The following is a 25,402-nucleotide window of genomic DNA, read 5'->3' as shown; positions in this document are numbered from 1 at the left end:
AGAAGCCTGATGGCGCAGAAGACGATCGCGTTTTTTCCGGAAGCCGCCTATGGCCCGGCGCTCAATTCCGTCGGCATCGCGCAAGCGGTCGAGGCGCGCGGCCACAAGGCGGTGTTTCTGTCCGACCCGGGCTTCGTCGATGTCTACAGGGGCTATGGCTTCGAGGCGCATCCGGTGAACCTTTCCGAACCGATGCCGCCGGAACAGATGGCGAGATTCTGGGAGGACTTCATCAACGGCCACATCCCCAACTTCCGCAAGTCGCCCTACGACCAAGTCGACAATTACGTCAAGGATTGCTGGACGGCGATCGTCGACAGCGCCAAATGGGCGCAGAAGGACCTGCCGCGCGTGCTCGCCTCCATCACGCCTGACGTGATCTGCGTCGACAACGTCATCCTGTTCCCGGCGATCAGGCAGTTCGGCAAGCCGTGGGTGCGTGTCATCTCCTGCTCGGAAAACGAGATCGAGGACGAGGACATCCCACCGCATCTGTCGGGCTGCGGCGAGAACGACCATGCCGGCCACCAGCGCTACCGCGACCATTTCAACGCGGTGATCAAGCCGATCCATGACGACTTCAACGCCTTCCTGACCGCCAACAATGAGGCGCCCTATCCGATCGGCCAGTTCTTCGAGGCCTCGCCCTATCTGAACCTGTTGCTCTATCCCGAAGCGGCGAAATTCAAGCGCCGCCATCCGCTCGATCCGGCAAAATTCCAGTATCTCGAAGGCTGCGTGCGGCAGGAAAAACCCTACGCCGTGCCGACCTTCGCTGAGAATAATGACGGACCGCTGCTCTACGTCTCCTTCGGCAGCTTGGGCGCCGGCGATGTCGACCTGTTGAAGCGGATCATCGCCACGCTCGGCAAGACGCGCTATCGCGGGCTGGTCAATGTCGGCGGCTACAAGGACCAGTACACCGACGTCCCCGGCAACGTCATCGTCGATAGCTGGTTCCCGCAGCCTTCGGTGATCCCGCAGGTCGATGCCGTGATCCACCATGGCGGCAACAACTCGTTCACCGAATGCCTCTATTTCGGCAAGCCGGCCATCATCATGCCCTATGTCTGGGACGGCCACGACAACGCCACGCGCGTCCAGGAAACCGGCCACGGCTTCGGCATGCCGCGTTACGATTGGACGGACGCCGAGCTGGTCGCCAGGATAGAGAGCTGCCTGACCGATCCGGCGATGAAGGCGAAGCTGGCGAAGACCTCGGCACAGATGCAGGCGCAGAACGGGCCGGAAAAAGCGGCAGGTTTGCTGGAGGCGCTGCTGTGAGACCGATTGCTATGTCGAGCCCAGGCGCCCCTCTCTGTCCTGCCGGACATCTCCCCCTCAAGGGGGGAGATTGGCAGCTTCGCCGCCGGCTCTCCTTTAGCAATATTGGTGATTGGCGAAAGCCGAGACATCATCTGATCTCCCCCCTTGAGGGGGAGATGTCCGGCAGGACAGAGGGGGGCCTCGTAGAGTGGCAACGCATCGATGCTCGGCGTCATAACTGCGGACCATGCCCATGACCTCCTCCGCCCCGCACCTCCACCAGGCGTCCACCCGCACCGACCTCGTCGACTGGGGCGCCCAGCCCGATTCGCTGGAAGGCACCTCGCACTCCACCGGCAAACTGGTGCACAAGGGCCCCAACAATCAGCCGGAGTCAGGCATCTGGGTGTGTACGCCGGGCCGCTGGCGGCTCTCTATCCCGCGCGACGAACTGTGCCACTTCGTGTCCGGCCGCGCGACCTACCGCTCCGATGTCGGCGAGGTGATAGAAGTTACGGCCGGAACCGTGGTCATGTTCCCCGCCGGCTGGACGGGCGAATGCACGGTTCATGAGACCATGCGCAACGTCTACATGCTGGCCTGAGCAAGAAATCAGCCGCCTAGGAGCACAACATGCCGACACCGCACTGGCCTGATGCCGCAAGCGTGGAACTGGAGGATTGGGGCGCGGGCGTCAACACGCTCGCCGGCGCGCCGCGTGCCTCAGGCAGGATTCTCTCGCAAAACCCTGACGGATCGAGCGAATGCGGCCTGTGGTCCTGCACGCCGGGCACCCGCAAGGTCAGCTTTGCCACTGACGAATTCTGTCATTTCCTATCGGGACGCGGAAGCTATGTCAGGGACGACGGCGAAGACATTCCGGTCGAGGCCGGCACGCTCGTCTTCTTCCCCGCCGGCTGGACCGGCATCTCCATCATCACGCAAACGCTGACCAAGGCCTTCATGTGCCGGTGAGCATTTTACCAGGGAAATCCATATGACCACGCCGATCATGCAATCGCCGCTTGCCATCACGGACCTCGTCGACTGGGGTGTCATCCCGACAATGATCGAGGGGCAATCCCACACCTCGGGCAAGCTGCTCCACAAGGGCCCGGAAGGCCGTTCCGAATGCGGCCTATGGGTCTGCACCCCCGGCAAATGGCACTGCCACGTCACCCGCGACGAGTTCTGCCACTTCCTGGAGGGGCGTTGCACCTATATCCATGAATCCGGCGAGGTCATCGAGATCGAGCCGGACACGGCGGCCTTCTTTCCGCAGGACTGGAAAGGCGTCTGCACCGTCCATGAGACAATCAAGAAGGTCTACATGATCCGCTAAGCGGGCCAGAGAGGATGTCCATGCAGTTCGCCCCCGACCGGCCGACTTTCTTCGTCAATCCGGACTACCGGCCGATGACTGGTGCGGCGAAACCGGTGATCGATCCGGCCACACTGGAGACGGTCGGCGCCATCGCTTCCGCCAGCGACGGTGAGATCGACGCCGCCCTCACCGCCGCGACCAAGGCGCAGCTTGCCTGGAAAAAGCTCGACGCCAAGAGCCGGGCAAAGCATCTGCACGCCGTCGCCAACGCCATCGAGGCGGCGGATTTCACGCGCTGCGCCGAACTGATGGTGCGCGAGATGGGCAAGCCCTATCCCGAAGCCATCGGCGAGATCGCCAATTGCGCGCCGATCTTCCGCTACTATGCCGAGATGGCGCGCGACGATGCCGGCAAGGTCGCCGGCACGACACAGGCCGGCTCGTTCCAGTATGCGCGCTATGAGCCCTACGGCGTCTCCGTCCACATCATGCCCTACAACTTCCCGATCCTGCTGATGTGCTGGACCGTTGCCGCCTCGCTCGCCGCCGGCAACGCCTGCCTCATCAAGCCGGCGGAAGCGACGACGCTGTCGACGCTGGAGTACATGACCGTCTTCCGCGCGCTGCCGGAAGGCCTGGTCTCCTGTCTGCCGGGCGGCGCGGCCACGGCGCAGGCACTAATCACTTCGGATCGCACCCATGCGGTTGCGTTCACAGGCTCGGTCGCCGCCGGCAAGGCGGTCGCGGTGGCCTGCGCCGAGCGCATGAAGCCCAGTGTCATCGAGGCCGGCGGCAGCGATCCGCTGATCATCAGCCAACACGCGCCGCTCGACGTGGCGGCGGCCGGCAGCGTCACCGCCGCCTTCCATCTCACTGGGCAGGTCTGCACTTCGGCCGAGCGCTTTTTCGTCGTCGATGCCGTGCACGACCGCTTTGTCGAGCTGTTTGCGCAAAAGACCCGCGCGCTGCGCATCGGCAACGGCATGGAAAAAACCGAGATCGGCCCGCTGGTCAGCGAAGCGGCAAGAGCCAAGGTGATGCGGCTGGTCGATGACGCGATCCGCAACGGCGCCACCGCTGTCACTGGCGGGCGCATTCCGCAGGCGCACAACACCGGCTGGTTCTACGAACCGACCATTCTGACCGGCGTCACCTCGGATATGGCGATCGTGCGTGAGGAGTGTTTCGGCCCAGTCGCCGCGATCTGCCGGGTGAAGGATTTCGACGAGGCGATCCGGCTTGCCAATGACAGCCCGTTCGGCCTCGGCGCCTCGGTCTTCACCACGGATCTGGCCGAAGCCCATGAGGCGGCCGAACGGCTTGAGGCCGGCATGGTCTGGGTCAACAACCCGTTGATCGACAATGACGCCTTGCCCTTCGGCGGCTGGAAGGCTTCCGGTCTAGGCCGCGAACTCGGGCGCCAGGGGCTCGATGCCTTCCGCCGCTCCAAGATGGTGATCATCGACCACAGACCGGCAATCCAGGACTGGTGGTACCCCTATCCCGACAGCTGGTTTCGCGAAACCGGCGGCCGCAAACACGTATGAAGTAGGGCGCGCGGCACAGCCGCGCGCCCATATGCTTATGCCTCGATCCGTTAGGGCGTCGTTCCCGCCTGAAGCTTGGCCGCCGCCTGATCGATCTTGCCGGCGAGCACGCCTTGGGCCCACGCCGTGACCTCGGCGTCGACGGGCTTGTTGGCCATGTCCGTCAGCGCTGCATCGAGCGACGCCGGGTCGGTCCCGACCGCGGCTGCATCGACCACTTTCTGCTGGGCAGCGACCTGCTCCGTCAAATCCGATATCTGTCCGGGCAAGGCCGCCTGATCCTCGGGCGACATGGCGGCTATCTCCTCCGGGGTCAGCGATGTCAACGCGGCCAGCTGCGCATTCAGAGCATCCAGCTGGGTCTGCGCATTCTTGGCCTTTGCGGACTGCGTCACGAATGCCTGAATGGCGGCGAACTTCTTGCTCTTGGAGTTCATATAGGCGTTGATATTGCGCTGCAGCGAGTTCAGCCGGCCGAGTTTGGCGTGGATGTTCTTCTCCTTCGGCGAGACGTTTGTCGTCGTATCGGCCGTGGTGCTGGCTGTCGTGTCCGTGTCCGTCTTGGCTACCTGTCCCGGGGCCGAGGCGGACTTGCCATGCGAAGCACCGCTTTTGCCGTTACTATTGCTGTTGCCGCCGGCGTTACCGTGACCATTGCCGTTACCGCCGCCGCCGCCGCCATTGCCGTTGCCGCCATTGCCGCCGCCGCTATTGCCACCGCCATTCCCGTGCCCGTTGCCGCCGGCTCCGGCAAGCGCCGGAGACGCCAGAAGCGCCAATGTGGCAATCGCCGCGAAAAGAGTTTTTCGATTAGTCATGGGTAACCTCCTCTGGGAATCGCCGCCCTATGCCCAGCCGCTAGGTCAAGTTCGTATGAGAAGTCGCTAATTGTGCGCAGTAAACTTTAGATAAATGCCGTCTCAATGCGCGAGCAGGGCAAGCAGAACGCGCAGCAACAGTTTGATATTGAACGCAAATCGCCACTCTTGAACTGTCGTGCTACTGAAGTCCCATGCCGGCCGGACCATGGTCCTAGGACGAATTCCAGGGAAAATGCGCGGGGTGGTTTTTCGTCGCCTATTGCGCGGAAAGTAACAGTCAGCCGATACTTTCGCCGCCATCGATCACCAGCGCCTGCCCGGTCATGAAGGATGAGCGATCCGAGACCAGGAACAGGATCGCCTCGGCGATCTCTTCGGCCACGGCCCAGCGCCCCATCGGGATCTTGGTGCGGACATAGGTTTCGATTGCATCGCGTCCGCCCATCTGGGCGATGAACGGCTCGTTGAAAGGCGTGTCGACCCAGCCGGGGCAGAGCGCGTTGACGCGCACATTGTGCCGGGCATAGTCGAGCGACATCTGCCTGGTCATCGCCACCACGGCATGTTTCGACGTCGCATAGGCGATCATCTCGCGGTCATAGAAGACACCCGAATTCGAAGCCGTGTTGAGGATGACGCCGCCGCCTTGCGCGATCATCGACGGCATGACGATCCTCGCCGCCAGGAATTGTGCCCGCACATTGACCCGCCACGACGCATCCATGCCATCGGTCTCGACCTCGGTCAGCGTGCCGCCGACCTGGATGCCGGCATGATTGTGCAGGATGTCGATGCGCCCATGCTTGTCGAGCGTACGGCCAAGGAGTTGGTCGACCGCATTGTCGTCGCGGACGTCGGTCGCGATCGCCTCGGCCCGACCTCCGACAGCGCGGATGTCCGATGCCGCGGCTTCGCCGGCGGCCTGATCCCTGTCTGCAATGACGACGACCGCGCCTTCCCTGGCCATGATCATGGCGCCGGCGCGCCCGATGCCGGAGCCGGCGCCTGTCACCACGGCGATGCGGTCTTTGAGGATCATGGAGCGGCTTTCAGTTTGACGGCTTGCGCTGGCGCAATTGCCATTGGGCAAGCACCACGAGCAGCACGGAAGCGACGAGCACGATGGTCGCGATGGCGTTGATCTCCGGCGTCACCCCGCGCCGGATCGAGGCAAAGACATAGATCGGCAGCGTCGTCTGCGCGCCAGCGACGAAGAAGGCGATGATGAAATCGTCGAAGGAGAAGGTGAAGGCGAGCAGGAAGCCGGCGACCACGGCGGGCATGATCTGCGGGAGCACGATCGAGCGGAAGGTCGTCAGCGGCGTGGCGTAGAGATCGCTTGAGGCTTCGACCAGATTGCGGTCGAGGCTGCCGAGCCGCGTGCCGACGATCATCGTCACCAGCGCCATCGAGAACAAGCCGTGCGCGGCGATGATCGAGCCGTAGCCGAGCGACAAGCGCGGCGGCTGATCGTTGGGCCAGATCGAGGCGAGGAACGGGTTGACGACGGCGAACAGCTGGACCAGCGCGACCAGCGTCGAGATGCCTATGACGACGCCGGGAACAACGATAGCCGCTCCCAGCAATCCGTCGAAAACGGCGCGCGTGCGTGCGCCGACACGCGCCAGGCCAAGCGCTGCCGCGGTGCCGAAAACCGCCGCCAGCAGGGCGCTGGTGGTGGCGATGAACAGGCTGTTCTTCAGCGCCTCGACCAGGAACGGGTTGGACAGGGCCTTGCCGTACCACTGCACCGAGAAACCGGTGAACTCGCTGGCATGGTGGCCGGCGTTGAAGGAAAACAGCACGACCAGCACGATCGGCAGGTAGAGGAACGCAAAGACGGCAATGACGAAGGCGCGCATCAGATGAGGTCCACCCGGCGAGCGCCCGCAACCCGGTTCGAAATACGATTGGCAACGACCAGCACCACCACCGAAACCAGCACCAGCGTGATCGCGATGGCCGATCCGAACGGCCAGTTGCGCGACTGCAGAAACAGGTCGACCAGCGCGTTGCCGATGAAGAACACCTTGCCGCCGCCAAGCAGCGTCGGGATCAAATATTCGCCAAGCAGCAGGATCATCACCAGCGAGAAGCCGGTCATCACCCCCGGTAGCGACAGCTTCAGGGTCACGCCCAGGAAGGTGGAGAGCGGCTTTGCGCCGAGATCGGCGGAGGCTTCCAGCAGCCTGCGGTCGAGCCGCTCGAGGCTGACATAGATCGGCAGGATCATGAGCGGCAGATAGCCGTAGACGATGCCGAGCAGGACGGCGCCCGGCGTATTGATCAGCCTGACATCCTCGATGCCGACAAAGGCGAGCAGCGCCGGTATGCCGCGACCGCCCAGAATGTACATCCAGGCATAGGTCCGCATCAGCAGGCTGGTCCAGAACGGAATGACGACCAGCGCGAGCAGGATTAGCCGCCAGCGCGGCGGCGCTTTCAGGGCAAGGTAATAGGCGACAGGATAGGCAACGAGCAGGCAGGCGAGCGCGCCGACCGGCGCCAGCACCATCGTGTTCCAGAACGCCGTCGCCCGTGCCGGAAGGTTGGCATATTGCGCCAGCGTGAAGGCCGCCTGGTAGCCGCCCTCGGGCGCCCGCTCGCCGACGCTGAACACGGCGATGGCGACGAACGGCAGCACCAGGAACACCACCAGCCATGCCGTCGCCGGCGCGAGCAGCAAGGCGGTCAGGATATTATGCCGAAATCTGTTGCCGTGCATTGAAACCGCCCCGGTACCGGCGGACATGGCCCGCCGGTCGATTGTCCCTGTGAGGCCGGTCTCAGGCCGACTTGAAGCGCGCCATCAGTTCGGCACGGCCCGGATCGGTCAGCGTTGCCGCTGCGCCGAATTCCAGCGGCGTCAGCAGGTCCGCCGCCGGATAGAGGATCGGATTGTCCAGCACCTCCTTCGGCAGCAGCTTGTTGACGCGCGCATCGGTGGAGGGCGCTCCGTTGGCGAGATGCTCCTTCACCGCGACCTGCGGGTTCATCAGATAGTTGAGCAGCGCATAACCGGCGGGCTTGTTCGGTGCGTCCTTCGGGATGGCGTAGAAATCGGTCCAGATCTCGCCACCTTCCTTGCCAAGCACATAGGCGATCTCGGGAATGTCGCGATGGAGCTGCGCGCCGTCATTGGTCCAGCACATGGTCATCCAGGCGTCGCCCGCGCGCATGCCAGGCTGGTAGTCGGACGAGACGGCGAACAGATGCGGCTTGACCCTGAGCAACAATTCTTCCGCCTTGGCGAGTTCGTCCTGTTTCAGCGAATTGAACGAATAGCCGTAATATTTCAGCGCGTTGCCGATGGTGGTCAGCTGGTAGTCGTGCACCATGGTGCGTCCATCGCCCTCGGCCATGGCGGTATCCCAGAACTCCTTCCAGCTCGTCATCGGCTTGGCGAGTTTCTTGGTGTTGACGGCAAAGCCTGTCGTGCCCCAATTCTTTGGCACGGCGTAAATGGTGCCGTCGATGGTACCCTCGGACGTGAAGCGCGGGTCTTCCTGCGTGCCATCGAAATTTGGCAGCTTCGCCATCTCCAGCGGCTCGATGATGCCGAGCTTCTTATAAGTCGAGATCGTATAATTGGTCGGCACGAACAGGCTCCAGCCCGAGGCACCGGCCTGCAGCTTGGCCAGCATCTCCTCATTGGAGCCGAACACGTTGACCTCGACGGCGACGCCGGTGTCCTTCTTGAAGTTCTCGAAGGTCTGCGGGTCGTGATAATTCGGCCAAGTGGCGATCGACATGCGGTCGCCGAGGTTTTCAGCGGCGAAGGCCGGCGTCGGCATGATGCCGATCTCGCGCGCCATCACCGCCGTTGCGATGCCAAGGCCGGTGAGGCCAAGGAAATCGCGGCGGCCGATCGAGCCGCGCTTCAAACGCATCAGTTGGTCGACGAAATTCTCGGGGCTTATCGGCAGTCCGTCACGATATGATTTCGACATGTTTGTTTACCCTCTGGTTGGTCCCGTTGTTCTTGGTTTCGGGAAACGCCAGCGGCGTCCCCGTGGCAAAGCCGATGGCGACGGGTTCACCCGGCTTGAAGAGATTGCCTTGGCCGACCACATGGTCGGCCTTGGCGAGCAATGTTCCGATACCCTGGACCTCGATCGCGTACTCCGCCGTCGAGCCCAGGAAAATCCGGTTGCGGACGACACCCTTGAGCGGGCCGCTGTCGGGAGCCCCGAGGCTAAGCGATTCAGGACGCAGGCTGACCGAGACGGTCTCGCCCTGCCGCAGGGCGGTGCGTTTGCGCGCGGCGATGACGGTGCCGTCCGCCAGCGCAACGTCCACGAGATCGCCGGCATGCCCGGCCACCTTGCCGGCCAGCAGATTGGTCTTGCCGACGAAATCGGCGACGAACAGGTCGGCCGGCTCGTCATAGATTTCGCTCGGCTGGCCGAGCTGGACGATGCGGCCGCCATTCATGACGCAGACGAAATCGCTCATCGACAGCGCTTCTTCCTGGTCGTGGGTGACCAGCACGAAGGTGATGCCGATCTCGCGCTGCAGGTTCTGCAGCTCGATCTGCATGTCGGTGCGCAGCTTCTTGTCGAGCGCCGCCAGCGGCTCGTCGAGCAGCAGCACCGCCGGCTTGTTGACCAGTGCACGCGCCAGCGCGACACGCTGCTGCTGGCCGCCGGACAGTTCATGGATCTTGCGGCCGCCATAGCCGGCGAGCCGCACCATTTCGAGCGCCTCCCCGGCCCTCTGGCCGATCTCGCCCGGCGACAGCCGTGGCCTTGCCTGGCGCAGCCCATAGGAAACATTGGCTTCGACGTCGAGATGCGGAAACAGCGCATATTGCTGGAACACCATGTTGACCGGCCGCCGGTAGGGCGGCGTGCCGGCCATGTCCTGGCCACGGATCAACACCTGGCCTTCGCTCGGCTGTTCGAAGCCGCCGATCATGCGCAGGCAGGTCGTCTTTCCGCAGCCGGACGGCCCGAGCAAGGCGACGAAGGCGGAGGGAGGTACCGCCAGATCGATGCCGCTGACCGCGGTCACCGCGCCGTAGCGCTTGGTGACGCCTCGAAACTCGATGTCGGGCACTGCGGTCAAAGGCTGCGGGCTCCAGTGACTGATCGATTTTGAGAACGCTACCAGAGCCAATGGCGGCTAGTATATACCTCAACGGTGGTATATCTGATCTATTTTCTCATCCAGAGGGGTATCAATTGTCCCGCAGCGACGAATACCGAAAGCTGGCAGGAGTCGTCGCGGCGACGCGGGAGACCGGCGGCGACCTATTCGGCCAGGCGATGGTCGATTGGCTGCGCAAGCATGTCGGGTTCGACCATTGCGTGATCTTCGGCTATCGCGGCGCCTCACGGCCGCCGCTGCTGTTCGAGACCTTCTCCCCGGCCGAAAGCCATGTCTTCGTCGCCCTCTATCAGGAGGGACCCTATCTGCTCGATCCGTTCCACCACGCGGCTGTCGAGCGCAAGGAAGGGTTCTGGCGCATGCGCGAACTCGCGCCCGACCGTTTCTATGCCAGCGAGTATTTTCGATCTTATTACAGCCAGACCAGGCTGGCCGAGGAGGTCGGCTTCTTCGTGCCGCTGGCGGGCAAGGACGCGCTGGTGCTGTCGCTGATGCGGCTCAGCGCATCGGGCCCGTTCGGCACGGCGGACGCCAGGCTGTTGCGCGACATGGCGCCGGCGGTGATCGAGTTCGCCAAGCTGCGCTGGCCTGCCCTTCCGGCCGAAGAACCGGCCGAGGCGAAGCACGATGAGACGATAGCCGCCGTCAACGAGTTCGACCGCGCCCATATCTGGAAGAGCCTGTCGCTGACGCCGCGCGAAAAGCATGTCGTCGACCTGGTGCTCCAGGGCCATTCGACGGAATCGATCGCGAGGGCCATGCGCATCGTGCCGGGAACGGTGAAGGTTCATCGCCGCAACATCTACCGCAAGCTCAAGATCAAATCGCAGGCCGGTCTCTTCGCCCGCTTCGTCGAGATCATCGACGCGCGGATTCGCTGATTCACGCAGGCCGCTGACCAACCTCGGATCAGGCTTCCCAGGAACCCGTTTCGGCCATCCGCTTCAGCAAGGGCGCCGGCTTGAACACATCCTTGCCGGTCCGCTCGTGCCAATGCTCGAGCCGCTCGACGATCTTCCCCGCCCCTTCGAGGCCGGCCCAGAACATCGGGCCGCCCTTGCCGATGGGAAAGCCGTAGCCATTGACCCAGACGACATCAATGTCGGACGCACGGGCCGCGATCCCTTCCTGCAGGATCTTCGCCCCCTCATTGACCAGCGGATAGAGCGTACGTTCGATGATCTCGTCCGCGCCGATGGCACGCGGCACGATGCCTTTCTCGGCGGCCTTGTCGCGGATCAGCGCCTCGACCTCGGGATCGGGAACGCCTGACCGGGCACCAGCCTCGTAGAGATAGAAGCCACGCCCGGTCTTCTGGCCGAAACGCCCCTGTTCGCACAGCGTGTCGGCGATCACGGCCGTCAGCCCGCGCGCCTTGCGGTTGCGCCAGCCGATGTCGAGACCGGCAAGGTCGCCCATCTGGAACGGACCCATTGGCCAGCCGAAATCGGTGAACGCCTTGTCGATCTGGCTGGGGGTAGCGCCTTCCAACAGCAACGCCTCGGATTCCGAGCCGCGCGCGGCCAGCATGCGGTTGCCGACGAAGCCGTGGCAGACGCCGACGACGACAGCCACCTTGCCGATCCGGCGTGCAAGGTCGACCACGGTCGCCAGCGCATCCGGTGCGGTTTTTTCGGCGCGCACGATCTCCAGGAGCTTCATGACATTGGCCGGCGAGAAAAAATGCAGGCCGAGCACATCCTGCGGCCGCGACGTCGAGGCGGCGATCTCGTCGATGTCGAGATAGGAAGTGTTGGTGGCAAGGATGGCGCCCGGCCTGGCCACCGCGTCGAGCTTGCCGAAGATGTCTTTCTTGACCGCCATGTCCTCGAACGCCGCCTCGACGATCAGGTCGCAATCGGCGAGATCGGCATGGTCGATCGAGCCCTTGAACTGGGCGAGCCGCTGCAGCTTGGCCTCTTCGCTCAAGGACCCCCGCGAAACCGAGACGGCATAATTCTTCTCGATCGTCGCCAGCCCGCGCTGTAGCGCCTCCTGACTGGTTTCCAGCAAGGTGACGGGATAGCCGCCATTGGCGAAAGCCATGGCGATGCCGCCGCCCATCGTGCCGGCGCCGATCACGCCGACGCGACCGATCCTGCGCTTGGGCGTGTCCTTGCCGGGCAGCTTTGCCGCCTCGCGTTCGGCGAAAAACAGATGCCGTTGCGCGCGAGACTGGTCGCTGGCGACGAGTTTCACGAACAGTGCCCGCTCCGCCGCCAGTGCCTCGTCGAAGGGCAACGTGACGGCATTGCGCACTGCCTGCGCACAGGCGATTGGCGCCTCGAGGCCCCGCGCCTTCCGGGCAAGGCCCTGGGCTTCCGCATCGAAGGCCACGAGATCGGTGTCCTTCAGCTCCTCATCGCGATCGCGCACCGGGGTGAAGGGGCCGCCCTTGCGGGCCATTTCCCCGGCAAAATTCACGGCGTGGATGGTCAGATCGCCCTCGAAGACGGCGTCGACCAAGCCGGCGCCATGTGCCTCATCGGCGCCGATCGGAGTGCCGGAAACGATCATTCTCACCGCCTTTAAAGCGCCCACGAGGCGCGGCAGCCGTACCGTGCCGCCGCCGCCGGGCAGGAGCCCGAGCTTCACCTCGGGCAGGCCAAGCCTGGCGCTTCGATCGGCAACGCGGAAATGGCAGCCGAGCGCCAGCTCCAGCCCGCCGCCGAGCGCGGTGCCGTGGATGGCGGCGACCGTCGGCTTGGCGATGGTTTCGAGCGTCGCCACGATGGCGCGCAGGTCGGGCTGCCGCACCGGCTTGCCGAATTCGGTGATGTCGGCGCCGGCAACGAAGGTCCGGCCGGCGCAGGCAATGACGATCGCCGCGACCGATGCGTCGTCGCGCAGCGCGACCAGCGCCTGCGTCAGCGGCCCGCGGACGTGGAAACTCAGCGCATTGACCGGCGGATTGTCGATGGTGACGACGGCGACGCCGTCCTCGTTCACGACACTGACAGAATTGGACAAGCGGAGCCTCCCGAGACCGGCTGAGATCGCGAAAGGGTTTACTAGGCCATGCGGCGAATGGGAACCCGATGTTGAGCTGGTCCAATGGTTGGCCCGACAGGCTACGGTCGTGCCGTAGACGTTGCAGTCAGCGCACCGCCTTCTCGCCACCCGCCGCCGTGATCACGCCAACGATGATCAGCCCTGTCAGCAGCAACCGCACCCCGGCACTGACGCCGAATGTGTTGAGCATGGTGAGCAGCAGCACCAGGAACAGCGCCGCGCCCCAGACGCCGGGCACATTGGCCTTGCCGCCAGCCACCGATGTGCCGCCGATGACGACGACCGCGATCGAGGCCAGCAGATATTCATTGCCGATGTCGACATTGGCGCCGCGGAAATAGCCGGCGAGCAGCGCGCCGTCGAGGCCGCCAAGCGCGCCCGACAGCGTGTAGGTGAGGAAGCGGATGCGCCCGACATTGACGCCGGCGAGCCAGGCGGCGCGGATGTTCTGGCCAATCGCCAGCACCGAGCGGCCATAGATCATGCGCTGCAAGGCGATGGCCGCGCCGATGGTGAACAACACGGTGAGGATCGCCAGCACCGGAATGCCCAGCACTTGCCAGTTGGTGAAATCGGCGAAGGCCGGCGGCGGCTTGATCTGCAGCCCGCGGCCATAGCTGATGTCGACCGACTGGATGATGAAGCTCGCCGACAGCGTCGCGATGATCGGCGGAATGCGCAGCGCCCAGATCAGCAGATAGTTGATGGCGCCGATCGCGGCGCCGCAGGCGAGCGCCGCCAGCAAGCCTATCACGATCATGGAATCGCTGCCGCCCATCACCTTCATGGCAACCGCGCTGGCCAAGCCGATATTGGTCGGCAGCGACAGGTCGACATTGCCGGGTCCGAGCGTGATTACGAACATCTGGCCGACGCCAACGATGACAGTGAAAACGGCAAGCGACAATGCGGCCGTCACCATGCCGCCGGCGCCATAACCGCCGGTGAAGGCGATCGTCGCCAGCCACACCAGCAAGGCACCGACGAACGACCAGATCCAGGGTCTTGTGAGCAGCTTTTTCAGCGCGGCCATCGCTCACCTTTCCCTGCGGCTGATCAGCACCCGCGCCGCCAGCACGATGATCAGGATGGCGCCGTTGGCCGCCACCTGCCAGTCGGGTGGAATGTGCATGAAGGTGAGCAGCGGCGAAGCAGCCAGCGCCAGAGTCAGCGCCCCGATGACGGCGCCGATCGGCGACACCCTGCCGCCGACGAACTCGCCGCCGCCGAGGATGACGCCGGCAATCGCCAGCAGCGTGTAGCCATTGCCGATATTGGCATCGGCCGATGTGGTGATGCCGATCAGCGCCATGCCCGACAGCACGCCGAACAGTCCGGCCAGCGCAAACAGCACGATCTTGGTCTTGAGCAGCGACCAGCCGGCGCGCCGCAGTGCCGCCGGATTGCCGCCGGAACCGCGCAGGATCACCCCATAGGAGGTGCGCATCAGGCCGAAATGCACGACCGCAGCGATCAGCAGCGCGGCGATGATCGGGAACGGGATGAAGGGCGGCTTGAAGGACATGATCGCCAGCAGCCAGTCCGGCGCCTTGCCGCCGGGCTTTGGCAGGACGAGGATGGCCAGCCCCTGCCAGACGAAACTCATGCCGAGCGTCACCACGATGGACGGCAGGTTGCGCAGATGGATCAGCGCGCCAAGCAGCGCATAGATGCCGATTGATCCGGCGAGAATGAGGACGCCGACGAGCGGCGCATCCTTCAGCCAGGTCGCGGTGACGCAGCCGACAAAGCCGACAAAGGTGCCGATCGAGAGATCGAGCTCGTTGCCGGATATGACGAACATCTGCGCGATCGTCGCCAGCGCGATCGGGATCGCCAGGTTCAGCATCAGGCTGAAGCCGAAATAGCTGATGGCGCGCGGATTGAGCCAGGCGATGGCAAGCAACACCAGTGCCAGCGACAGCGCCGGCAGCAGGCCGCGCAAGAGCCGCGCACGCGCCGCCGCATTGCGCGCCGCCGATCCCTTGAAGCCAGTGTCGATTGGCGTCGCGCTCATCTCAGGCCGCGTCGCCGAAGGAGGACTGGATGATCTTCTCCTCGGTCAGCTCGTCGCGCGTCAAATTGGCGACGATGCGGCCGTTCTTGAAGACATGGATATGGTCGCAATTGTCGAGCTCTTCGGTTTCGGTGGTGTACCAGAGGAAGGTACGGCCCTTGGCTGCTTCCTCGCGCACGAGGTCGTAGACCTCCAGCTTGGTGCCGATGTCGACGCCGCGCATTGGGTCGTCCATCAGCACGATCTGGGCATCGGAACCTAGCGCCCTGGCGAACAGCGCCTTCTGCTGGTTGCCGCCCGACAGGGAGAAGATGTTGTTGTTCATGTCGGGTGTGCGGATGCCGATCTTCTTCTGCCAGAACGCGGCGAGTTCGGCCTCGCGCTGGGGCGAGATCAGCAAGCCGTTGCGCAGACGCGCCAGCGAGCGGATGCCGATGTTTTCGGCAATCGACCATTGCGGGAAAATGCCGTCCGACTGGCGGTCGCCCGCCACCAGCGCCACCGGCGCCGTGACCTCGATACCGGCCTTGGCGCGTGCGGCGGCATCGAAGATCCGCAGCAGCAAGTCGGTCTGTCCGTGACCGGCCAGCCCGGCAAGGCCAATGATCTCGCCCGCGCAAGCGACTAGCTCCTTGCCGTCGGTCTGCCCGGCGGGCCGCGCCCGGACGCGCAGCGGGCGCGCCTCAGGTTTCGCGGCGGCAGCGGCGGCAACCTTCTGGCGCGCCTCGGCCCCGCCCATCACCGTCACCAGCCGGTCGCGGTCGAAGGCGCCGGCCGCGTCCGACGCCACCATCTTGCCGTCGCGCATCACCACGATGCGGTCGGCGTTGCGCAACACCTCGCCAAGCACGTGCGAGATCAGGATGCAGCTCTTGCCGCCGGCGACGAAGCGGCGCACGAACGCCAGCAACTGGCCTGATGTGTGCGCGTCGAGCGACGAGGTCGGCTCGTCGAGGATGACGAGGTCAAGCCGGTCCTGCGTCATCGTGAAGGCGCGCGCCACCTCGACCATCTGGCGCCGGCCGATCGACAGGTCGCCGACGATGTCCCAGGCCGAAATGCCATGGTCCGGGAAGATTTCGTCGAGCTTGGCGGCGATCAGCTCGGCCGCCTTGCGCCGCCAGCCGAAGCCGGACAGCGAAGCGTGGTTGATGCGCGTGTTTTCGGCGACGCTGAGATTGGGGCACAGCGACAGCTCCTGGAACACGCAGCGTATGCCGAGCTGCCGCGCCCGCGACACCGAGTAGCTTTCCTCGATGCCGCCATGCACGCGGATCGCCCCGCTGTCGGGCGTCAAGGTGCCGGCCACCATGTGCATCAGCGTCGACTTGCCGGCGCCGTTATGGCCGACGAGGCCGACGCATTCGCCGGGTTCGACATGGAAATCCACTCCGGCCAATGCCCTGACGGCGCCGAAATGCTTTTCGGCACCGTCAAGTCTTACGATGTCGACATTGGCGGCGCCGGATTGTTTTTCGGCGCCGCTCGGTCTGATGACGTTCGTGTTACCCGCGGCCATGCTCAACGATATCCGCCCAGTGATAGCCGCGGCAACGCGTCTGCGACCGTCACTTGATATTGGCTTTGATGGCCGCGATGGCATCTTCCTGGGTGTATTCGTGGGTAGCGACGCCGCCCTCCTTGATGTTCGGCAGGGCCGCCTCGAAATCGTCCTGGGTGAAGGCCAGATACGGCACCAAGAGATCGTGCGGAATGTCCTTGCGGCCATCGAGCACCTGCTGCGCCACCCAGAAGGCGAGCGTCGAGACGCCGGGCGCGATCGATGCCGACCATGTCTGGTAGCCGTCCTTGTCCTTCTGTTCCTTCCACCACTTCAATTCGTCCTGACGGTTGCCCATGATGATGGTCGGGCGCGGCTTGCCGGCCGCGGCGAAGGCCTGCGCGGCGCCATAGCCGTCGCCGCCCTGGTCGACGATGCCGACGATGTCGGGCAAGGACGGCAGGATGGTCGCGACCGCCTTCTGCGCCGTGGTCTGGTCCCAGTCGCCGGTTACCGAACCGACGATCTTGAATTCTGGATGCGCGGCCACGCCTTCGAGGATGCCGGCATGGATGGCGTCGTCGATCGATGTGCCGGCCAGGCCACGGATTTCCAGCAGGTTGCCGCCCTTTGGCTGGAACTTGGCCATCTGCTCGACTTCCTGCTTGCCCATGTCCTTGAAGTCGACGACGACGCGGTAGGCGCAAGGCTCGGTGACTGTGCCGTCGAAGGAAACGACGACGATGCCGGCGTCGCAGGCCTGCTTGATGGCGCCGTTCAACGCATCCGGCGAGGCGGCGTTGATGACGATCGCGTCATAGCCCTGCAGGATCAGGTTCTGCACCTGGGCGGCCTGCGTCGGCACCTCCTTGTCGGCGGTGGTGAAGACATCGGCCGCGCCGACGATCTTGTCGTCGACCGCCTTCTTGGTGACGATGCCGTAGCTGTCGAGCATCGCCTGCCGCCACGAATTGCCGGCATAATTGTTGGAGAACGCGATCTTCTTGCCGCTGGTGTCGGCAAAGGCCGTACCGGCGGCGAGCATCGCCGCAAGCGTGCTGAGAACGAACAGTTTCTTCATGTCATACTCCTCCCGAGTGTTAATGGTCTGGTTGCTTGCTGATAAAAGTGCCGCGTATTGCGTTCCTGTTTTTTATCTATTGTCAGACAAAAGTGCATGAAGGGCCGGCGAGCTGTCAACTGCAATCCGCGAAGAGCCCGTGATCACTTTGCGGTGCGACGATTGAAAAAGCTTCGGCTGATGGGCTAGGCATGCGGATATGAGGTTGAAAGCATGACGGCGACGCCGATCGTTCCCCCTGACGCACCGGGAATTCCGGCACGCTGGACGTCAAGCGCCAAGAGCGGCGTTGGAACAGCGCTTTCGCGGGCCGGCCGGGTCTGGTTCACCATCAGCCATGGCATTCTGAACGAAATCTACTATCCGCGCGTCGACAGCGCCTGCACGCGCGACCTCGGCCTGATCGTCACCGGCCAGGATGGATATTTCTCGGAAGAAAAGCGCGATGCCGCGCACGTCATCGAGCCGTTCGAGGACGGCGTGCCCGCCTACAGGCTGGTCAACACGGCCGATGACGGCGCCTACCGGATCGAGAAGCGCGTCGTGGCCGACCCGTCGCGGCCGACGCTGCTGCAGGAGATCACCTTCACACCGCTCACGGGGGCTGCCGAAGACTACCGCGTCTACGCGCTTCTGGCGCCGCATCTGGTCAATGCAGGCATGGGCAACACCGCCTGGGTCGGCGAACACGAGGGAAAGCCTGTCCTGTTTGCCTCGGGGCGCGGCACCTGCCTGGCGCTGGCCTCGTCGCTGCCCTGGCATGACTGTTCGGCCGGCTATGTCGGCTTCTCCGACGGCTGGCAGCAATTGAACCATGCCGGGATGCTCGATCCTGCATGCCAGCGCGCCGAGGACGGCAATGTCGCGCTGACCGGTGAGATCGGCTTCACCGCCACGAACACAAAAGCCGTGCTGGCGCTGGGTTTTGGCGCGACACCGGACGAAGCCGCCGAAAACGCCTGCGCCAGCCTGAAGCGGGGTTTTGAGCCGGCGGCGAAATCCTATGTCGAAGCATGGCGCGAATGGCAGGCGGCCCTGCTGCCGTTGGACCGCCACCGGACGCCCGGAGTGAACAGCTACCGCGTTTCAACCGCGGTGCTGGCAACCCACCGGTCATCGGCCATGCCGGGCGCGGCGGTGGCCAGCCTTTCGATCCCGTGGGGATTCAACAAAGGCGATGACGACCTCGGCGGCTACCACCTGGTCTGGCCGCGCGATCTGGTCGAGACTGCGGGCGGTTTTCTCGCCGCCGGCGATGCCGCCTCGGCACTGCGGACTCTGGAGTACCTCCGTTCCATTCAGCAACCGGACGGCCATTGGCCGCAGAACGCCTGGCTCGACGGCTCGGCCTATTGGCCCGGGATTCAGATGGACGAATGCGCCTTTCCCCTGCTGCTCGCCGATGCTCTGCATCGCGCCGGCCACTTGCCTGGTGCCAAGCTCAAGGCCTTCCTGCCGATGATCGAGCGCGCCGCCTCCTATGTCGTCCGCAATGGCCCCGTCACCGGCGAGGACCGCTGGGAAGAGGACGCCGGCTACAGCCCGTTCACGCTGGCCGTCGAGATCGCGGCGCTGCTTGCCGGCGCCGACCTTCTTGACGTCTGCGGCCGGACAACCGAGGCGGCCTATCTGCGCGAGACCGCGGACTGCTGGAACGATCAGGTCGAGCGCTGGACCTATGTCACAGGCACGGCCACCTGCGAGGCGGCAGGCGTCGCCGGCTACTACGTCCGCATCGCGCCGCCCAACGACCCCGATGCCGGCTCGCCGAAGGACGGCTATGTGCCCATCAAGAACCGCCCGCCGGGCGACACGGAACGGCCAGCCGAGGAAATCGTCAGCCCCGACGCGCTGGCGCTCGTGCGCTTTGGCCTGAGAGCCGCCGACGATCCGCGCATCGTAGACACCGTCAAGGTCATCGATGCGCAATTGCGCCGCGAGCTGCCGCAAGGACCGCTCTGGTACCGCTACAACAGCGACGGCTACGGCGAGCACGCGGATGGCTCGCCCTTCGACGGCACCGGCCAGGGCCGGCCCTGGCCTCTGCTCGCCGGCGAACGCGCCCATTACGAGCTGGCGGCCGGCCGCAAGGACATGGCGGCCAGCCTGCTCGACGCGCTGGAAGGGTCGGCAGGGCTTGGCGGCCTGCTGCCGGAACAGGTGTGGGACGGCGCCGACATTCCCGAGCGCGAGCTGCTGCATGGCAAGCCGTCGGGCAGCGCCATGCCATTGGTCTGGGCGCATTCCGAACATATCAAGCTGCTGCGCTCGCTTCGCGACGGCGCCGTCTTCGACATGCCGCCGCAAGGCGTGAAGCGCTACATCGAGGACAACACCCTATCGCCGTTCAGGACATGGCGCTTCAACAACAAGATCCGTGCGCTGCCTGAAGGCAAGACATTGCGCATCGAGCTGTTGGCGGCGGCGACCGTACACTGGAGCGCCGACAATTGGGCGACCGCCCGTGACAGCCAGACAGTGGAAAATGCCTTCGGCATCCACCTTGTCGATCTGCCCACGGCCGGGCTCCCCAGCGGAAGCACGCTGATCTTCACTTTTTTCTGGCCCGGCACCGGCGATTGGGAGAATGTCGACTTCTCTGTCATATCTGGCGGGCAGGATAGCCAGTAGACCCTTCTCCAGGGAAACCCCGAGACTCTTTCAGGAAACAGGGACGAAACCATGCAGATCGGAATGATGGGACTGGGCCGGATGGGCGCCAACATGGTGCGGCGCCTGATGCGCGACAACCACGAATGCGTCGTCTACGACATCAACCCGGCCAGCGTCGCCGCGCTTGTGAGCGACGGCGCCTTGGGGGCGGCATCCCTGGAGGAATTCGTCGGCAAGCTCGCCAAGCCGCGCTGTGTCTGGCTGATGCTGCCGGCGGCGATCACCGGCAGGATCATCGATCAGGTCGCGGCGCTGATGGAGCCCGGCGACATCGTCATCGACGGCGGCAATTCCTACTACCACGACGCCGTCGACCAGGCCGCGAAACTGGCCACCAAGGGCATGCATCTTGTCGATGTCGGCACCAGCGGCGGTGTCTGGGGCCTGGAGCGTGGCTACTGCCTGATGATCGGCGGTCCCGACGTGGCGGTGCAGCACCTCGATTCGGTCTTTGCCACGCTGGCGCCGGGCCTCGATGCCGGCGCGGCGGCGCCGGACAAGGCCGCCGGGACCGCGCCTTTCGGCTACCTGCATTGCGGACCGAGCGGAGCCGGCCACTTCGTCAAGATGGTGCACAACGGCATCGAATATGGCGTCATGGCCGCCTATGCGGAAGGCATGAACATCCTGAAGTCGGCCAATGCCGGCAAAAGGCCGCGCACGGCGGACGCCGAGACCAGCCCGCTGGAAAACCCGCAATACTACCAGTTCGACATCGACCTTCCGCAGGTGGCCGAGGTGTGGCGGCATGGCAGCGTCATCGGCTCCTGGCTGCTCGATCTCACCGCCGGCGCGCTGAAGAGCGATCCGGGCCTCGCCCAGTTCGGCGGCCGGGTTTCGGATTCCGGCGAGGGACGCTGGACGCTGAAGGCAGCGATCGACACCGGCGTGCCGGCCCCGGTCCTGTCCTCGGCCCTGTTCGACCGCTTCTCCTCGCAGGGCGAATCCGAATTCGCCGACAAGCTCTTGTCCGCCATGCGCTACGCTTTCGGCGGCCACATCGAAAAGCCGAAGGCCGGCAAGTGACGGCGACAGGGGAGACGCGCGCATGAGCCAGGAACGGTCCGACACGCTGGTGCTCTTCGGAGCGACCGGCGACCTCGCCCACAAGAAGATATTTCCAGCCCTTTACCAGATGGTCGCCAAGGGCACGCTCACCGAACCGGTGATCGGCGTCGCCTTCGATGCCTGGGATTTGAAGCAGTTGCAGGACCGTGCCCGCGACGGAATCGTCAACGCGCTCGGCAAGATCGACGAAAAGGTGTTCGCCAAGCTGGCGTCGCTGCTGCGTTATGTCAGCGGCGACTACCGCGATCCGGCCACTTTCGAGAAGCTGAAGACCGCGCTCGGCAGCGCCCAGCGGCCGCTGCACTACATGGCGGTGCCGCCGACCATGTTCGAGACCGTCGTTCAAGGGCTGGAGCAATCGGGCACCGCGCATGGCGCGCGGCTGATGGTGGAAAAGCCGTTCGGCCACGATCTGCAGTCGGCGCGCTGGCTGAACCGTGTGCTGCACCTGGTATTCGACGAACAGTCGATCTTCCGCATCGACCACTATCTCGGCAAGGAAGCGATCCAGAACCTGCTCTATTTCCGCTTCGCCAACGCCCTGCTCGAACCGATCTGGAACCGCAACTTCGTCGAGAGCGTGCAGATCACGATGGCCGAGGATTTCGGCGTCGAAGGGCGCGGCCGCTTCTATGACGATGTCGGTGCGATCCGCGACGTCATCGAGAACCACCTGCTCAACATCCTGCTGCTGCTCGCCATGGAGCCGCCGGTCGGCCGCTCCGCCGACGATTTGATCGACGAGAAGGTGCAGGTGCTGCGCGCTATCAGGACATTGACGAAGGACGATGTCGTGCGCGGCCAGTTCGCCGGCTATCTCGCCGAGCCCGGCGTGGCGCCGAACTCGCCGGTCGAGACCTTCGCGGCCGTGCGCTTCTTCGTCGACACCTGGCGTTGGCAGGACGTGCCCTTCTTCATCCGCGCCGGCAAGAACATGCCGGTGCATGTCACCGAAGTGGTGGTGCGGCTGAAGCGGCCGCCCCTCGACGTCTTCGACCCGATTAAGCCCGCCGACCAGAATTACGTCCGTTTCCGCATCGACCCGCAGGTGATGATCGCCATCGGCGCCCAGCGCAAGGCGCCCGGCGACGACATGATCGGCGAACAGGTGGAACTCACCGCGCTCGACGACTCCAAGGGCGACATGCCGCCCTATGAACGGCTGATCGGCGACGCCATGAACGGCAATGGCCAGCTCTTCACCCGCCAGGACGCGGCGGAACTCGCCTGGCGCATCGTCGGTCCGGTGCTCGGCGACACCACGCCGCCGCATCTTTACGAACCCAAGACATGGGGACCGGCGGACGCCATGGCCGGCTTCGGGCCGCCCAATGGCTGGATCGACCCGGTGGCATGAGCGGAGGGAACAGGATGGCCAAGGCGGTGAAGCAGGCTGCGCCGGAGACCGGGCAGGTCGTCCTTTCGATCGACATTGGCGGCTCGCACGTCAAGATCCTGACCAGCGACGGCGGCACCGAACGCCGGACCGATTCCGGCCCGGACCTGACGCCGCGGCAAATGATCGACAAGGTCAAGACGCTCGCCGAGGGCCTGTCCTATGACGTTATCTCGATGGGTTACCCAGGCCCGGTGCGCCACAACAAGCCGGTGCTCGACCCCATGAATCTCGGCAAGGGCTGGGCCGGCTTCGATTTCGCCGCGGAGTTCGGCAAGCCGGTCAAGGTGGTCAACGATGCGCTGATGCAGGCCATCGGCAGTTATGAGGGCGGGCGCATGCTGTTCCTGGGCCTCGGAACCGGCCTCGGTGCGGCGATGGTCCTCGAAAATGTCGGCCAGCCGATGGAACTCGCCCACCTTCCCTACAGAAAAGGCCAGAGTTTCGAGGACTATGTCGGCGAACGCGGTCTCGTAAAGCGCGGCAAGAAGAAGTGGCGCGGTCATGTCTTCGACGTCGTCAACAGGCTGCGCGCCGCCCTGCAGCCAGACTATGTCGTCATCGGTGGCGGCAATGTCGACAAGCTCGACGAATTGCCCGCCAACTCCAGGCGCGGCGACAACACACGCGCCTTCGAAGGCGGATTTCGTCTGTGGCGAGACAAGGCCCTGATCGTCTGATATTATTACAGTTTAGTATAGTCGTTCAAAATGCCGTGTTATGTCGCCCCGATAGATTGCATTGTGCAGATTTGCCGACTAGGTAGTCAGCCCCACTACATCACGTCGCGCGCGACGCACAAAGACGACGCACTTTAATTTTGCGCATCATCCTTTTTGAAAACGGCCCCATTTTCGAGGTCATGCGCCATGGATGGAGGAAACAGATTGAACGACGAAAACAGCCACGCCAGCAAGACCCTCGACCTTCTCGAACTGACGGCCCATATCGTATCGGCCTATGTCGAGAAGAATCGCCTGCCCGCGTCCGGCCTTGCCGAACTGATCGCCAGCGTCAGCGCCTCGATCAGCGGGCTGAGCCAGCCGGCGGCCCCGGTGGCGGCACCGCTGGTCCCGGCCGTCAACCCGAAGAAGTCGGTAACGCCGGATTTCATCATCTGCCTCGAGGACGGCAAGAAGTTCAAATCGCTGAAGCGTCACCTCGGCGTGCATTTCGGCCTGACCCCGGACGCCTACCGTGCCAAATGGGGCTTGCCGTCGGACTACCCGATGGTTGCCCCCAACTACGCCGCTTCGCGCTCCGAACTGGCGAAGTCGATCGGTCTCGGCCGCAAGGCCGCCGTGGTGGTGCCCGTCAAGGGCAAGGGCCGGAAGGCCAAAGTCCCGGCCTGAGCAATCCCGCCTGAGCCAATACTCAGGACGGCTGGAACAGAAGCCTGCCGGCGAATCCGCCTTGGCAGGCTTCATGTTTTTGTGGCTTGGATAGGCCGGACAAGGTGCCTTGAGGGGGAGCTGATATGAACTACACCAGGATGGTGATCGAGAAGGAAGCGCCGGAGGAATACGGCTATGACCGTATCCGCCACAATCTTTCCGAAAGCTCGATCGCCGACCAGAAGCTTTCCGATATCGGCCTGTCGCTGCCCGACCTGACGCTTTTCTACGGCGAGCATCGCGGCGACAAGGACTTGCGCGCGCTGGTCGCGGCGCAGGATGCCGGCATCTCGCCCGATGATGTGCTGGTGACCGCGGGTGCCGCCGGCGCGCTGTTCATCATCTCGACCTCACTGCTATCGGCCAGCGACCACCTCGTCGTCATCAGGCCCAACTACGCCACCAACATCGAAACGCCACGCGCCATCGGCTGTGCCATCAGCTTCGTCGACCTCGCCTTCGAGGACGGCTTCGCCATCGACGTCGAGCGCATCAAGGCCGCGATGCGGCCGAACACCAGGCTGATCAGCGTCACCTGCCCGCACAACCCGACCGGCACCATGATGGGCCGCGCCGATCTCGACGCGCTGGTCGCGCTCGCCGACGCCAACGGCTGCCATTTGCTGGTCGACGAGACCTATCGCGACCTCTCCTATAGCAGGCGGCTGCCCTCGGCTGCCTCGCTGAGCAAAAAGGCGATCAGCGTCTCGTCGCTGTCGAAAGCCTTCGGCATTCCCGGCATCCGCATCGGCTGGCTGGTCACCAGGGATGCCGCCCTGCAGGAAAAATTCCTCGCCGCCAAGGAGCAGATCGGCATCTGCGGCAGCGTCATCGACGAAGGCATAGCGCGCGGCATGCTGGAGCGCCGGGACGCGTTCCTGGGAAAGCTGCTGCCCGACATGGCCAGGCGCCGCGATATCGTCCAGGCCTGGATCGACCGCGAACCGCTGGTCGACTGGGTGCGGCCCGAGGGCGGTGTCGTCGGCTTCCCGCGCCTCAATGTCGAGCCCGGCTTCGACCTCGACCGGTTCTATGTCAGGCTGCTGGAAGACCACGGCACCTATGTCGGACCCGGCCACTGGTTCGAAATGGAAAAGCGCTTCTTCCGCGTCGGCTTCGGCTGGCCGACGGAGGCCGAGTTGAAAGGCGGATTGGACGCCATTTCGGCTGCGCTGCGCGGGTAAATTCCGCGT

Annotated in this window: 23 protein-coding genes; 12 read left to right on the top strand and 11 right to left on the bottom strand. The window is 64.4% G+C overall.

Annotated elements, in window-relative coordinates; translation table 11 throughout:
* Positions 1 to 9 precede the first annotated feature (9 nt).
* From LB564_RS10215 to LB564_RS10195, 5 genes are all read left to right on the top strand, one after another.
* Positions 10 to 1,284 carry a glycosyltransferase gene (locus LB564_RS10215; RefSeq protein WP_224537261.1) on the top strand — a complete coding sequence of 425 codons (1,275 nt, stop codon included), beginning with the start codon at positions 10 to 12 and terminating at the stop codon, positions 1,282 to 1,284.
* 235 nt (positions 1,285 to 1,519) lie between these two features.
* On the top strand, positions 1,520 to 1,870 hold the full coding sequence (locus LB564_RS10210) for a cupin domain-containing protein (RefSeq protein WP_140702711.1): 351 nt from the start codon (positions 1,520 to 1,522) through the stop codon (positions 1,868 to 1,870).
* Positions 1,871 to 1,899: 29 nt separating this feature from the next.
* Positions 1,900 to 2,241 (top strand): cupin domain-containing protein, encoded by a 342-nt coding sequence (locus LB564_RS10205; protein WP_224537259.1) that lies wholly within the window; start codon positions 1,900 to 1,902, stop codon positions 2,239 to 2,241.
* A 22-nt stretch (positions 2,242 to 2,263) separates the two neighbouring features.
* Positions 2,264 to 2,608, top strand: a complete 345-nt coding sequence (locus LB564_RS10200) for a cupin domain-containing protein (RefSeq protein WP_224537257.1) — start codon at positions 2,264 to 2,266, stop codon at positions 2,606 to 2,608.
* 20 nt (positions 2,609 to 2,628) lie between these two features.
* Positions 2,629 to 4,137 (top strand): aldehyde dehydrogenase family protein, encoded by a 1,509-nt coding sequence (locus LB564_RS10195; protein WP_224537255.1) that lies wholly within the window; start codon positions 2,629 to 2,631, stop codon positions 4,135 to 4,137.
* A gap of 50 nt (positions 4,138 to 4,187) precedes the next feature.
* On the opposite strand, the gene LB564_RS10190 is transcribed toward LB564_RS10195, so the two are convergent.
* The 6 genes from LB564_RS10190 to LB564_RS10165 form a co-directional block, all read right to left on the bottom strand.
* The gene (locus LB564_RS10190) at positions 4,188 to 4,955 is read right to left on the bottom strand and encodes a hypothetical protein (protein ID WP_224537253.1); all 768 of its coding nucleotides are present in this window, start codon (positions 4,953 to 4,955) and stop codon (positions 4,188 to 4,190) included.
* Positions 4,956 to 5,235: 280 nt separating this feature from the next.
* Positions 5,236 to 5,997 (bottom strand): SDR family NAD(P)-dependent oxidoreductase, encoded by a 762-nt coding sequence (locus LB564_RS10185; protein ID WP_140702721.1) that lies wholly within the window; start codon positions 5,995 to 5,997, stop codon positions 5,236 to 5,238.
* A gap of 10 nt (positions 5,998 to 6,007) precedes the next feature.
* A complete protein-coding gene (locus tag LB564_RS10180; protein ID WP_140702723.1) occupies positions 6,008 to 6,820 on the bottom strand; it encodes an ABC transporter permease in 813 nt (270 codons plus the stop codon).
* Positions 6,820 to 7,683, bottom strand: a complete 864-nt coding sequence (locus LB564_RS10175) for an ABC transporter permease (protein WP_140702725.1) — start codon at positions 7,681 to 7,683, stop codon at positions 6,820 to 6,822. Before LB564_RS10175 ends, LB564_RS10180 begins: the two co-directional genes overlap by 1 nt.
* Positions 7,684 to 7,744: 61 nt before the next feature.
* A complete protein-coding gene (locus LB564_RS10170; protein ID WP_224537251.1) occupies positions 7,745 to 8,908 on the bottom strand; it encodes a PotD/PotF family extracellular solute-binding protein in 1,164 nt (387 codons plus the stop codon).
* Positions 8,889 to 10,025 (bottom strand): ABC transporter ATP-binding protein, encoded by a 1,137-nt coding sequence (locus LB564_RS10165; RefSeq protein WP_224537249.1) that lies wholly within the window; start codon positions 10,023 to 10,025, stop codon positions 8,889 to 8,891. The genes LB564_RS10170 and LB564_RS10165 overlap by 20 nt, the downstream gene beginning before the upstream one ends.
* 116 nt (positions 10,026 to 10,141) lie before the next feature.
* Between LB564_RS10165 and LB564_RS10160 the strand changes: the two genes are divergently transcribed.
* On the top strand, positions 10,142 to 10,948 hold the full coding sequence (locus tag LB564_RS10160; protein ID WP_224537247.1) for a helix-turn-helix transcriptional regulator: 807 nt from the start codon (positions 10,142 to 10,144) through the stop codon (positions 10,946 to 10,948).
* A gap of 28 nt (positions 10,949 to 10,976) precedes the next feature.
* Here LB564_RS10160 and LB564_RS10155 read toward each other — a convergent pair whose 3' ends face one another.
* The 5 genes from LB564_RS10155 to LB564_RS10135 form a co-directional block, all read right to left on the bottom strand.
* Positions 10,977 to 13,037, bottom strand: coding sequence for a 3-hydroxyacyl-CoA dehydrogenase NAD-binding domain-containing protein (locus LB564_RS10155; RefSeq protein WP_224537246.1), 2,061 nt, complete (start codon positions 13,035 to 13,037; stop codon positions 10,977 to 10,979).
* 127 nt (positions 13,038 to 13,164) lie between these two features.
* Entirely contained in the window at positions 13,165 to 14,112 is a 948-nt protein-coding gene (locus tag LB564_RS10150) for an ABC transporter permease (RefSeq protein WP_224537243.1), read from the bottom strand.
* A 3-nt stretch (positions 14,113 to 14,115) separates the two neighbouring features.
* Positions 14,116 to 15,096: an ABC transporter permease gene (locus LB564_RS10145; protein ID WP_224537241.1), complete on the bottom strand. Its 981-nt coding sequence runs from the start codon at positions 15,094 to 15,096 to the stop codon at positions 14,116 to 14,118.
* A 1-nt stretch (position 15,097) separates the two neighbouring features.
* Positions 15,098 to 16,615, bottom strand: coding sequence for a sugar ABC transporter ATP-binding protein (locus LB564_RS10140; RefSeq protein WP_224537239.1), 1,518 nt, complete (start codon positions 16,613 to 16,615; stop codon positions 15,098 to 15,100).
* A 49-nt stretch (positions 16,616 to 16,664) separates the two neighbouring features.
* Positions 16,665 to 17,678: an ABC transporter substrate-binding protein gene (locus tag LB564_RS10135; protein WP_224537237.1), complete on the bottom strand. Its 1,014-nt coding sequence runs from the start codon at positions 17,676 to 17,678 to the stop codon at positions 16,665 to 16,667.
* 213 nt (positions 17,679 to 17,891) lie between these two features.
* Here LB564_RS10135 and LB564_RS10130 point away from each other — a divergent pair, with 213 nt between their 5' ends.
* From LB564_RS10130 to LB564_RS10105, 6 genes are all read left to right on the top strand, one after another.
* Positions 17,892 to 20,309 (top strand): glucan 1,4-alpha-glucosidase, encoded by a 2,418-nt coding sequence (locus LB564_RS10130; protein WP_224537234.1) that lies wholly within the window; start codon positions 17,892 to 17,894, stop codon positions 20,307 to 20,309.
* 51 nt (positions 20,310 to 20,360) lie between these two features.
* Complete coding sequence (gnd, locus tag LB564_RS10125) at positions 20,361 to 21,377, top strand: phosphogluconate dehydrogenase (NAD(+)-dependent, decarboxylating) (protein ID WP_224537232.1); 1,017 nt, start codon at positions 20,361 to 20,363, stop codon at positions 21,375 to 21,377.
* A gap of 22 nt (positions 21,378 to 21,399) precedes the next feature.
* The gene (gene zwf / locus LB564_RS10120; RefSeq protein ID WP_224537230.1) at positions 21,400 to 22,776 is read left to right on the top strand and encodes a glucose-6-phosphate dehydrogenase; all 1,377 of its coding nucleotides are present in this window, start codon (positions 21,400 to 21,402) and stop codon (positions 22,774 to 22,776) included.
* A 14-nt stretch (positions 22,777 to 22,790) separates the two neighbouring features.
* Entirely contained in the window at positions 22,791 to 23,495 is a 705-nt protein-coding gene (locus LB564_RS10115; RefSeq protein ID WP_224537228.1) for an ROK family protein, read from the top strand.
* A gap of 189 nt (positions 23,496 to 23,684) precedes the next feature.
* Positions 23,685 to 24,167 (top strand): MucR family transcriptional regulator, encoded by a 483-nt coding sequence (locus LB564_RS10110; RefSeq protein WP_224537225.1) that lies wholly within the window; start codon positions 23,685 to 23,687, stop codon positions 24,165 to 24,167.
* A gap of 125 nt (positions 24,168 to 24,292) precedes the next feature.
* Positions 24,293 to 25,393 (top strand): aminotransferase class I/II-fold pyridoxal phosphate-dependent enzyme, encoded by a 1,101-nt coding sequence (locus tag LB564_RS10105; protein ID WP_224537223.1) that lies wholly within the window; start codon positions 24,293 to 24,295, stop codon positions 25,391 to 25,393.
* Positions 25,394 to 25,402 lie beyond the last annotated feature (9 nt).

Origin of the sequence: Mesorhizobium sp. ES1-6, from assembly GCF_020164775.1 — a bacterium.
In the GTDB taxonomy this organism is placed as follows: domain Bacteria; phylum Pseudomonadota; class Alphaproteobacteria; order Rhizobiales; family Rhizobiaceae; genus Mesorhizobium.
The sequence above is the reverse complement of the archived record's forward strand: the minus strand, read 5'-3'. Positions and strand labels throughout refer to the sequence as shown.